The organism is Streptomyces sp. NPDC031225 (genome assembly GCF_055570355.1).
Map to the genome: position 1 here is coordinate 4,663 of NZ_JBVIHJ010000027.1, position 10,656 is coordinate 15,318.

Here is a 10,656-nt window from a genome sequence, read left to right on the forward strand (position 1 = left end):
GAACCACCCACCCCCCGCCCCCCCCCCCCCCCCCCCACCCCCCACCCCACCCCAAAACCCACCCCCCAGGAGAACGACAAACCCCTCCCCCTGCCCCCCCCCCCCCCCCCCCCCCCCCCCCCCCTCGCCATGCCGTACAGGCCGTGCGGGTCAGTCCTTGATCTCGCAGATCGCGGCGCCGGAGGTGATGGACGAGCCGACCTCCGCGGACAGGCCCTTGATGGTGCCGGTCTTGTGGGCGTTGAGCGGCTGTTCCATCTTCATCGCTTCGAGGACGACGATCAGGTCGCCTTCCTTGACTTCCTGGCCCTCCTCGACGGCGATCTTGACGATGGTGCCCTGCATGGGGGAGGCGAGGGTGTCGCCGGAGGCCGCGGGGCCGGACTTCTTGGCCGCGCGGCGCTTGGGCTTGGCTCCGGCGGCGAGGCCGGTGCGGGCCAGTGACATGCCCAGCGAGACCGGGAGGGAGACCTCCAGGCGCTTGCCGCCGACCTCGACGACGATGGTCTCGCGGTCGACGTCCTCGTCCGCCTCGTCGGTGCCGGCCGGGGCGGCGAAGGCGGGGATGTCGTTGACGAACTCGGTCTCGATCCAGCGGGTGTGGACCGTGAAGGGGTCCTGGCCGCCGGTGAGTTCGGGGGCGAAGGCGGGGTCGGTGACGACCTTGCGGTGGAAGGGGATGGCGGTGGCCATGCCCTCGACCTGGAACTCCTCCAGGGCGCGGGCGGCGCGCTGCAGGGCCTGTTCGCGGGTGGCGCCGGTGACGATGAGCTTGGCGAGCAGGGAGTCCCAGGCCGGGCCGATGACGCTGCCGGACTCGACGCCCGCGTCCAGGCGGACACCGGGGCCGGAGGGCGCCTCGAACTTGGTGACGGTGCCGGGGGCGGGCAGGAAGCCGCGGCCCGGGTCCTCACCGTTGATGCGGAACTCGAAGGAGTGGCCGCGCAGTTCGGGGTCGCCGTAGCCGAGGGCCTCGCCGTCGGCGATGCGGAACATCTCGCGCACCAGGTCGATGCCGGCGACCTCTTCGGTGACCGGGTGTTCCACCTGGAGGCGGGTGTTGACCTCCAGGAAGGAGATCGTGCCGTCCATGCCGACGAGGAACTCCACGGTGCCGGCGCCGACGTAGCCGGCCTCCTTGAGGATGGCCTTGGAGGAGGCGTACAGCTCGGCGACCTGTGCCTCGGAGAGGAAGGGTGCCGGGGCCTCCTCGACCAGTTTCTGGTGACGGCGCTGCAGGGAGCAGTCACGGGTGGAGACGACGACCACGTTGCCGTGGGAGTCGGCCAGGCACTGGGTCTCCACGTGGCGGGGCTTGTCGAGGTAGCGCTCGACGAAGCATTCCCCGCGCCCGAACGCGGCCACGGCCTCGCGGACCGCGGAGTCGTACAGTTCGGGGACTTCTTCCAGGGTGCGGGCGACCTTCAGGCCGCGGCCGCCGCCGCCGAAGGCGGCCTTGATGGCGATCGGCAGGCCGTGTTCCTCGGCGAAGGCCACCACCTCGTCGGCCCCGGACACCGGGTCGGGGGTGCCGGCGACCAGCGGGGCACCGGCGCGCTGGGCGATGTGCCGGGCGGCGACCTTGTCACCGAGGTCACGGATGGCCTGCGGGGGCGGGCCGATCCAGATCAGGCCCGCGTCCAGGACCGCCTGTGCGAACTCGGCGTTCTCGGAAAGGAAGCCGTACCCGGGGTGGACGGCGTCCGCGCCCGCCTCACGCGCGGCGCCCAGGACCTTGTCGATGTCCAGGTAACTGGTGGCCGGGGTGTCACCGCCCAGGGCGAACGCCTCATCCGCGGCGCGGACATGCAGAGCGTCCCGGTCCGGGTCGGCGTACACGGCCACGCTCGCGATACCGGCATCCCGGCAGGCCCGGGCAACGCGGACAGCGATTTCGCCACGGTTGGCGATGAGCACCTTGCGCACGATTGAGGCTCCCTCCTTGAAACAAGCCGAGTTTAGGGACTGCCGACACGTCTCTTCGACCCATCCCCTGGGGTGAGCTAGCCCACACGGAGCGTGATACGAGGCTTGCTCGACCCGGGAAAACCCTTGTCGCACCACGGTACGCAGGACTCCTCCCGGAAACCCTAGCCCTGCTCTGTGGTCAAGGTCTCTGTGAGAGCGTGCTGCGGACCACTCCGTTTCTTTGTGGAGTCCCTACGAATGGCCCAACGATTCTTTGCCCTCCGCCGAACCCTTGTCCCGCGGTTTACCCGTTAGTAGCGTTCAGGCTGTATTGAACGTACTTCGAGTAACAAGAGCGCGGGTCGAGAGTGGGTGGGGACCGGTGATACGCAGGCCGGTGGCGTGGATCGTGGCGGTCGTCCTCTTCGCGGAGGCATTCGGCGTCGCCGCGCTGAACTGGTTCCTGGGCGTCGTCGTCGACAACCAGAACATGTCCCTCGCGGGCCTGGACCCCGATGCGATGTCGCTGTCGTCGAAGATCGGCGGGATCGTCTTCGGCCTCTACTTCGCGCTGTGCGGGGTGGTCGCGCTGCTCGTGGCGGTGCGCGACCAGCGCCCGGCCGGCTTCGGCCGCATCCTGCTGATCAGCATGGCCGTGGTCCACGGCCTGCTCGGCGCGTTCGCCTGGGGCCTGATGGGCCGGCCGCAGTTCGCGTTCATGATGGTCGTGCTCGCGCTCATCGTGCTGCTGCTGATGACGTACGACGCCCAGGACCGGCCCGCCGCCGCGGAACCCGAGGACAGTGCGCCGGCGGGCGACGGCCGGGGTGGCGAGGGATCGCCGCTCACGCCTCCGCCGGCGCCCACAACTCCGTGATGCCGACGCCCAGCTCGGCCAGCAGTCGGCGCAGCAGCGGCAGGCTGAGGCCGATCACGTTGCCGTGGTCGCCGTCGATGCCCTCGATGAACGGGGCCGAGCGGCCGTCCAGGGTGAACGCCCCGGCGACGTAGAGGGGTTCACCGGAGGCGACGTACGCGGCGATCTCCGCGTCGGTCGGCTCGCCGAAGCGGACGACCGTGGAGGCGACCGCGGAGACATACCGGCCGCTCGTGGTGTCGTGGACGCAGTGGCCGGTCTGCAGGGTGCCCGCGCGGCCGCGCATGGCCTTCCAGCGGGCCGTCGCCTCCTCGGCGTCGGCCGGTTTGCCCAGTGCCTCGCCGTCCAGGTCGAGCACCGAGTCGCAGCCGATCACCAGGGCGCCCGTGACCTCGGGCAGCGCGGCCACGACGGAGGCCTTCGCCTCGGAGAGGGCGAGGGCCAGTTCGGCGGGGGTGGGGGCGCTGACCGCCTCCTCGTCGACCCCGCTGACGATCACCTCGGGGGTGAGGCCGGCCTGTCGCAACAGGCCCAGCCGGGCGGGGGACTGGGAGGCGAGCACGAGTCGGCGGCGCGGCTGATCGGTCATGCGGTCAGCGTAGTCCGGTCAGCGCAGCCCGATCACGATCATCGCGATCACCATGGCCACCGCCATGAAGATGCTCAGGCGCCGAAGCATGACCTCCATGTCGCGCAGTTCCTTCGGAGGTTCGTTCTCGGGGTCGGACCACAGCATGGGTTCCAGCGTGCGGCGCTTATGGCGCGGGCGCCTGAGTACGCGTACTCAACTTCCCTAAACGGTACTGTGGTGTCATTAAGCGTCGACGTTGAGGAGCACACGCCGTGTTCACCACTGCTTGGACCGCCTCGCCCCAGTTGCCCAGCGAAGGCTTCACCCCCAACTGGTCCCGGGAGGGCTTCTGGCGCCAGTCGGTGCGCCAGGTCGTCCGGCTGTCGTCCGGGGGCAGCAGGCTGCGGATCCGCCTCTCCCACGCCTACGGCACCTCACCGGTGCGTCTCGCGGGCGCGACGGTCGGCCGTACGACGTCGGGGGCGGGGGTGGAGCCGGGCTCGCTGCGCGGGCTTCCGCTCGCCGCCGAGATCCCCGCACGGGGTGAACTGGTCAGCGACGCGGTCGAACTCCCCGTGTCCGCGGGGGAGTCGGTCACGGTCACGCTGTACTTCGACGCGGCGACCGGGCCCGCGACCTTTCACGCCCAGGCCTTCACCACCGGCTACCGGGGGGAGGGCGAACTGCTCGGCGACGTGAGCGGCGAGGGGTTCGACGCGGTGAGCGAGTCCTGGTACTTCCTGGCCGCCGTGGAGACGGACTCCGGCCGTAGGGACGCAATCGCACTGTTCGGGGACTCCGTCACCGACGGGTTCGGCTCGACCCCGGGGGCGGACCGGCGGTGGTCGGACGCCCTGGCCCGGCTCAGCGGGCGGCCCGTGCTCAACGCCGGGATCGGCGGGAACCTGCTGCTCAACGACTCGGCGTGGTACGGGGAGAAGGGCGTGCGGCGGTTCCGGCGGGATGTGCTGGGGCTCGCCGGGGTGGACACCGTGGTCGTGCTGCTGGGGGTCAACGACATCGGGTTCAGCGAGACCGACGAACAGCCGACCTACAAGCCCGCGCCGGTGGTGGAGGCGGCCGAGATCATCGCCGGGTACCGGGAGTTGATACGGCAGGCTCGGGGGCGTCGGATGATCGGGTGCACCCTGTTGCCGTTCGGCGGGTCCGACCACTGGGGTGAGCATGCGGCGAAGGTCGCCCACGAGGTCGACGAGTGGGTGCGCTGCTCCGGCGAGTACGACGCCGTGGTGGATCTCGCGCGGGAGCTGGCCGATCCGGGAGACCCGGACCGGCTGCGCCCGTCGTACGACTTCGGCGATCACCTGCACCCGAACGATCTCGGGTACGAGGTGATGGCCGAAGCGCTGTCGACCGTCCTCTAGGACGGCCAGTAGGTGCGCGTCCATGCCGTCGGCCCCGGCTGGGGCAGGCGGCGCCCCGCGATGCGGGACGGGTCCGACCACGCGGCCTTGCGGTCCTCCGCGCCGGACGGCGAGTCCGTCGCCGCCGCGGCGCGGGCCCGGACCACCGCCAGGGCGGCGGCCAGCTCCTCCGGGGTGGGGTTTCCCCGTACGACCTTGATGTTCATGACGGCTCCCGGCAGGGCTAGAGGGGGATGTTGCCGTGCTTCTTGGGCGGCAGCGACTCGCGCTTGGTACGCAGCTGACGCAGGCCCCTGACCACGTGGCGGCGGGTGTCCGACGGCATGATCACGGAGTCGACGTAGCCGCGCTCGGCCGCGATGTAGGGGTTGAGGAGGGCGTCCTCGTACTCCTGGATGAGGCGGGCCCGGGTGGCCTCCAGGTCGCCGTTCGCGTCGGCCTCCGCGATCGTGCGGCGGTGCAGGATGTTGACGGCGCCCTGGGCACCCATGACGGCGATCTGGGCGGTGGGCCAGGCGAGGTTGAGGTCCGCGCCGAGGTGCTTGGAGCCCATGACGTCGTAGGCGCCGCCGAAGGCCTTGCGGGTGATCACCGTGATGAGGGGCACGGTGGCTTCCGCGTAGGCGTAGATGAGCTTCGCGCCGCGGCGGATGATGCCGTCGTGCTCCTGGTCGACGCCGGGCAGGAAGCCCGGCACGTCCACGAAGGTGATCACCGGGATGTTGAAGGCGTCGCAGGTGCGCACGAAGCGGGCCGCCTTCTCGGAGGCCGTGATGTCCAGACAGCCGGCGAACTGCATCGGCTGGTTGGCGACGATCCCCACCGGCGCGCCCTCGACCCGGCCGAAGCCGGTGAGGATGTTCGGGGCGAACAGCGCCTGCGTCTCGAAGAACTCGGCGTCGTCCAGGATGTGTTCGATCACCGTGTGCATGTCGTACGGCTGGTTCGCGCTGTCCGGCACCAGCGTGTCCAGCTCACGGTCCTCGTCGGTGATCGCGAGGTCCGCCTCCTCGGGGAAGACGGGCGCCTCCGAGAGGTTGTTGGACGGCAGGTACGACAGCAGCTGCTTGACGTACTCGATGGCGTCCTTCTCGTCGCCCGCCATGTGATGGGCCACGCCCGAGGTGGAGTTGTGGGTGCGGGCGCCGCCCAGCTCCTCGAACCCGACGTCCTCGCCGGTGACCGTCTTGATGACGTCAGGGCCCGTGATGAACATGTGCGAGGTCTGGTCGACCATGACCGTGAAGTCGGTGATGGCCGGGGAGTAGACCGCTCCGCCCGCGCACGGACCGACGACGAGCGAGATCTGCGGGATGACACCGGACGCGTGGGTGTTGCGGCGGAAGATCTCGCCGTACGCGCCCAGGGAGGCCACACCCTCCTGGATACGGGCGCCGCCGGAGTCGTTGATGCCGATGACCGGGCAGCCGGTCTTCAGTGCGAAGTCCATCACCTTGACGATCTTCTGGCCGTAGACCTCGCCCAGCGCGCCGCCGAAGACGGTGAAGTCCTGGGAGAACACGGCGACCGGACGCCCGTCCACGGTGCCGTAACCGGTCACCACGCCGTCCCCGTAGGGGCGGTTGCTCTCCAGGCCGAAGCTGGTGGAGCGGTGCCGGGCGAACTCGTCCAGCTCGGTGAAGGACCCCTCGTCGAGCAGGAGCTCGATGCGCTCACGGGCCGTCAACTTGCCCTTGGCGTGCTGCTTCTCGACGGCGCGTGCGGAGCCGGCGTGCGTCGCTTCATCAATACGGCGCTGGAGGTCCGCGAGTTTGCCCGCGGTGGTGTGGATGTCGATCCCCGTGGACTGCTGGGTCTCGTGACGCTCTTCCGGCTCGGACATCGGGACGTGGCTCCCTGCCTGCTCAAAAGGGGGGACGGTTACTCATCCGTACAGTAGTGGCGCACCTACGAATCAGCAGTGCGGCGTTTCACACACCTAGGGTGGCTTGCATGACGCCGCGAGATGTTTCAGGAGACGACAGCCGCTGGTCGGATCTCGACCGGCCGCCCCTCAACGCCGCCGCGCTGCGCCGCGGCCTGGTGCGGGAGGGCGGTCTGTGGTCCGGGATCGAGGTGGTCCCCGGCACCGGCTCCACCAACTCCGACCTGGTCGCCCGCGCCGACGCGGGCAAGGCCGCCGAGGGCACGGTCCTCGTCGCCGAGGAGCAGACCGCGGGGCGGGGCCGCCTGGACCGGCAGTGGACCGCGCCGCCCCGCTCGGGCCTCTTCTTCTCCGTCCTGCTGAACCCGGCCGACGTACCGGTGTCCCGCTGGGGCTGGCTGCCGCTGCTCACCGGGGTCGCGGTGGCGACGGGCCTGTCCCGGTCCGCAGGCGTCGACACCGCCCTGAAGTGGCCCAACGACCTTCTGGTGACCGTCGGCGGCGAGGAACGCAAGACCGGCGGAATCCTCGCCGAGCGCGCGGGCCGCAACGGCGTCGTCGTCGGCGTCGGCATCAACGTCACCCTCCGCGAGGACGAGCTGCCGGTGCCGACCGCGGGATCGCTGGCGCTGGCCGGAGCGGTGAGCACCGACCGGGACCCCCTGCTGAGGGCCGTACTGCGGTCCCTGGAGGAGTGGTACGACCGCTGGCGCGCGGCGGCGGGCGACCCGACGGTGAGCGGACTGCAGGAGACGTACGCGGCCGGGTGCGCGACGCTGGGGAGGACGGTGCGGGCGGAACTGCCGGGAGACCGTTCGCTGGTCGGCGAGGCGGTCGCGGTGGACGGCGACGGCCGCCTGGTGATCGCGACGGAGGAAGGGGTACAGGAACCGGTGGGAGCGGGCGACATCGTCCACCTGCGACCGGTCTGAAAGGACTCCCCGGTCCACCTGATGGAGTGAGGACGTGAGCTGGCGCACACCTGCCGTATGGTTGAGGCCGGTCGATACCTGACCGTGACAGATCGGAAGGGCAGCAGGCGTGACCGCAGACGACACGGGCTCCGGCGCGGACGCGACCCCGCACCCGCTCGCCGTGCGTCTCGAACAGCTCATCCTCGGCGCCGAGCGGCGCTACACCCCCTTCCAGGCGGCCCGCACCGCCGGCGTCTCCATGGAGCTCGCCACCCGCTTCTGGCGGGCGATGGGCTTCGCCGACGTCGGCCAGGCCAAGGCGTTCACCGAGGCGGACGTCCTCGCGCTGCGCCGGCTCGCCGGTCTCGTCGAGGCGGGACTGCTGAGCGAGGCCATGGCCGTACAGGTGGCGCGGTCCACCGGGCAGACCACCGCCCGGCTGGCCGAGTGGCAGATCGACTCCTTCCTGGAGGGCCTCACCGACCCCCCGGAACCCGGTATGACGCGCACCGAGGTGACGTACCCGATCATCGAGCTGCTCCTGCCCGAACTGGAGGAGTTCCTCGTCTACGTCTGGCGGCGCCAGCTCTCCGCCTCGGCCGGCCGGGTCGTCCAGGCCGCCGACGACGACGAGATGGTCGACCGGCGCCTGTGCGTCGGCTTCGCCGACCTCGTCGGCTTCACGCGCCTGACCCGTCGTATGGAGGAGGAGGAACTCGGCGAGCTCGTCGAGGCCTTCGAGACCACCGCCGCGGATCTTGTGGCCGCGAGGGGCGGGCGGCTCATCAAGACGCTCGGCGACGAGGTGCTGTACGCCGCCGACGACGCGGCCGTCGCCGCCGAGATCGCACTGCGGCTGATCGAGACCATGGCGAACGACGAGACCATGCCCGAGCTGCGCGTCGGCATCGCCTTCGGCACGGTGACCACCCGTATGGGCGACGTCTTCGGTACGACGGTGAACCTCGCCTCCCGGCTCACCTCGATAGCTCCCCGCGACGCCGTTCTCGTCGACAGCGCCTTCGCGGAGGAGCTGATCCGCACCGGTGAGGCGCCCGCCTCCGAGGCGGAGGCGGCCGAGGCCGCGGCCACCGCCGAGAAGGAGGGCGAGGAGCCGCCGACGTACCGCTTCGCGCTCCAGCCGATGTGGCAGCGGCCGGTGCGCGGGCTCGGCGTGGTCGAGCCCTGGCTGCTCACCCGCCGGGACGTGGCCCCGTAGCGGTCCGGTACCGCTAGCCGCGCTGCTGCACGCACAGGCCGACGATCGGCACACACAGTCCGGGCTGGGGTGCGTGGGTGGGCTGTGCCGTCGGCGACTGCGGCTGCGCCGGTGGGGGCGTGGTCCTGCCCGCGGTCGGGGCCGGCTGCGGCCGGGGGGCGGCGGTCGTCGGCTGGGGCTGCGGTGTGAGGGTCGCCGCGGGGGCCGCCGGTGCCGGGGTGTTCGGTGCCTCCGGGATCGTCGTGGGGGCCGCGGCACGGGGCAGTGGTACGGCGGTCGCGGACCCGGCCGGTGCCAGCAGGACGCCCGGTGTGGGGGCCGCTGAGACCCCGCCCATCGTCGCGGTCGACGACGGGCGTGCCTGTGGGACGGAGCCCACGGTCGCGGCGGCGTTCGTCGCGCGGTCCGTGCCGGTGCCGGTGCCGGTTCCGGTGCCGGTGTTCGCGTCCAGGTCGGTGTCCGTGCCCGGGGCCTGGGGGTCCGCCTCCGCCATGCCGAAGGCGCCCCCTGAGGTGTCGGGGGTCATCCGTACGAGGCTCAGGGCTCCGGCGGCGAGAGCGAGGCCGCCCGCTGCGAGCAGCACCTTGCGGGGGCGGGGCTTGCGGTGGCGGCCGCGCGGGCCGAAGAGACGGACGCCTTCGCCGTCCGCCGGCCCTGTCGTCACCGTGATCGTCGTCATGCCGGTTCCTCCCTGAGTGCCCGCGCCCCCTGTGCGCCGTGGCCGGGCGCACGTTATGCGCTGCCATGGGGGGTCGGGCAGGAGTTGGGCGAGATGTCACTCGAAGGGGGTGTCGGGCGGTTCGACGGGAACCTTTCGCGGTGCGGGCGGGGCTGCGATGATCGGAGCGTTCTTGTTAACCCGCGTTAACCTGGAGGATGTCATGGCCGAGGAGCGGTTCGGGGAGTTCGTGCTGGTGAGGCGGCACGGGGAGGCCGACGATGCCGGGGAGGGGGTCGTCGCCGAGCTGGTGCTCGACCGGCCCAAGGCGATGAACGCGGTCTCCACGGAGATGGCACGGTCCGTCGCCGCCGCCTGTTCCGCACTTGCGGGTGACCGGGGCGTGCGTGTTGTCGTGCTGACCTCCACGCATGAGCGGGCGTTCTGCGTCGGGGCGGATCTCAAGGAGCGGAACTCCTTCACCGACGCGGAGCTGGTACGGCAGCGGCCGGTGGCGCGCGGCGCGTACACGGGGGTGCTGGAACTGCCCGTGCCGACGATCGCCGCGGTGCACGGGTTCGCGCTGGGCGGGGGCTTCGAGATGGCGCTGTCGTGCGACCTGATCGTGGCCGACGGTACGGCGGTGGTGGGGTTGCCGGAGGTGTCCGTGGGGGTGATCCCCGGGGGCGGGGGGACGCAGCTGCTGCCCCGGCGGGTGGGGGCCGCGCGGGCGGCCGAGCTCATCTTCACGGCGCGGCGGGTTGAGGCGGAGGAGGCGTACCGGCTGGGGCTGGTGGATCAGCTCGTGCCGGTGGGGGAGGACCGGGCGTCGGCGTTGTCGCTGGCCGCTCGCATCGCCGCGAACTCGCCGGTGGGGTTGCGGGCGGCGAAGCGGGCGCTGCGGCTGGGGCAGGGGCTGGATCTGCGGGCCGGGCTGGAGGTGGAGGACGCGGCGTGGCGGTCGGTGGCGTTCTCGGGGGACCGGGCGGAGGGGGTGGCGGCGTTCAATGAGCGGCGGGTGGCGCGGTGGCCTGGGGAGTGACAGTGCCTGCGGCGGGCTTGGCGTGTGCGGGTTCGGTGGGGGCGGGCGTTCTTTGCGCAGTTCCCCGCGCCCCTAATCGCTTCGGGTTCGGTGGGTGGGTCGGGTGCGGGGTGGTGGGGGGTGTCCGTCCTCGGTCCGGCGGCTCGGTTCCTTGAGCAGTGCTCGGTTCCGGACGCCGGCCGCTGCGGGCGGACACC

The 10,656-nt window shown here is 71.6% G+C and carries 11 protein-coding genes; 5 read left to right on the plus strand and 6 right to left on the minus strand.

The annotated features are described in order from the left end of the window. Positions 1-150 precede the first annotated feature (150 nt). Positions 151-1,926: an acetyl/propionyl/methylcrotonyl-CoA carboxylase subunit alpha gene (locus tag ACZ48Z_RS35720; protein ID WP_468740066.1), complete on the minus strand. Its 1,776-nt coding sequence runs from the start codon at positions 1,924-1,926 to the stop codon at positions 151-153. A 364-nt stretch (positions 1,927-2,290) separates the two neighbouring features. Between ACZ48Z_RS35720 and ACZ48Z_RS35725 the strand changes: the two genes are divergently transcribed. Beyond that, positions 2,291-2,785: a hypothetical protein gene (locus ACZ48Z_RS35725; protein WP_468740067.1), complete on the plus strand. Its 495-nt coding sequence runs from the start codon at positions 2,291-2,293 to the stop codon at positions 2,783-2,785. Here the strand turns inward: ACZ48Z_RS35725 and ACZ48Z_RS35730 are convergent. Together ACZ48Z_RS35730 and mmpB are read right to left on the minus strand one after the other, a co-directional pair. Next, positions 2,754-3,374 carry a Maf family protein gene (locus tag ACZ48Z_RS35730; protein ID WP_468740068.1) on the minus strand — a complete coding sequence of 207 codons (621 nt, stop codon included), beginning with the start codon at positions 3,372-3,374 and terminating at the stop codon, positions 2,754-2,756. The genes ACZ48Z_RS35725 and ACZ48Z_RS35730 overlap by 32 nt on opposite strands. A gap of 18 nt (positions 3,375-3,392) precedes the next feature. Further along, positions 3,393-3,521, minus strand: a complete 129-nt coding sequence (gene mmpB, locus ACZ48Z_RS35735) for a morphogenic membrane protein MmpB (RefSeq protein WP_328750096.1) — start codon at positions 3,519-3,521, stop codon at positions 3,393-3,395. Positions 3,522-3,628: 107 nt separating this feature from the next. On the opposite strand from mmpB, the gene ACZ48Z_RS35740 reads away from it, so the two are divergent. Then, positions 3,629-4,741: an SGNH/GDSL hydrolase family protein gene (locus tag ACZ48Z_RS35740; RefSeq protein ID WP_468740069.1), complete on the plus strand. Its 1,113-nt coding sequence runs from the start codon at positions 3,629-3,631 to the stop codon at positions 4,739-4,741. On the opposite strand, the gene ACZ48Z_RS35745 is transcribed toward ACZ48Z_RS35740, so the two are convergent. Then, complete coding sequence (locus tag ACZ48Z_RS35745; RefSeq protein WP_468740070.1) at positions 4,738-4,947, minus strand: acyl-CoA carboxylase subunit epsilon; 210 nt, start codon at positions 4,945-4,947, stop codon at positions 4,738-4,740. The genes ACZ48Z_RS35740 and ACZ48Z_RS35745 overlap by 4 nt on opposite strands. 17 nt (positions 4,948-4,964) lie before the next feature. Continuing rightward, positions 4,965-6,584: an acyl-CoA carboxylase subunit beta gene (locus ACZ48Z_RS35750; protein WP_468740071.1), complete on the minus strand. Its 1,620-nt coding sequence runs from the start codon at positions 6,582-6,584 to the stop codon at positions 4,965-4,967. A gap of 110 nt (positions 6,585-6,694) precedes the next feature. Between ACZ48Z_RS35750 and ACZ48Z_RS35755 the strand changes: the two genes are divergently transcribed. Both ACZ48Z_RS35755 and ACZ48Z_RS35760 read left to right on the plus strand, forming a co-directional pair. Continuing rightward, entirely contained in the window at positions 6,695-7,558 is an 864-nt protein-coding gene (locus tag ACZ48Z_RS35755) for a biotin--[acetyl-CoA-carboxylase] ligase (RefSeq protein ID WP_468740072.1), read from the plus strand. A gap of 109 nt (positions 7,559-7,667) precedes the next feature. After that, entirely contained in the window at positions 7,668-8,759 is a 1,092-nt protein-coding gene (locus ACZ48Z_RS35760) for an adenylate/guanylate cyclase domain-containing protein (protein ID WP_468740073.1), read from the plus strand. 13 nt (positions 8,760-8,772) lie between these two features. Here the strand turns inward: ACZ48Z_RS35760 and ACZ48Z_RS35765 are convergent, their stop codons facing one another. Next, positions 8,773-9,438 carry a hypothetical protein gene (locus tag ACZ48Z_RS35765; RefSeq protein ID WP_468740074.1) on the minus strand — a complete coding sequence of 222 codons (666 nt, stop codon included), beginning with the start codon at positions 9,436-9,438 and terminating at the stop codon, positions 8,773-8,775. Between the two features lie 202 nt (positions 9,439-9,640). Here ACZ48Z_RS35765 and ACZ48Z_RS35770 point away from each other — a divergent pair, with 202 nt between their 5' ends. Continuing rightward, positions 9,641-10,459 (plus strand): enoyl-CoA hydratase/isomerase family protein, encoded by an 819-nt coding sequence (locus tag ACZ48Z_RS35770; RefSeq protein ID WP_468740075.1) that lies wholly within the window; start codon positions 9,641-9,643, stop codon positions 10,457-10,459. Positions 10,460-10,656 lie beyond the last annotated feature (197 nt).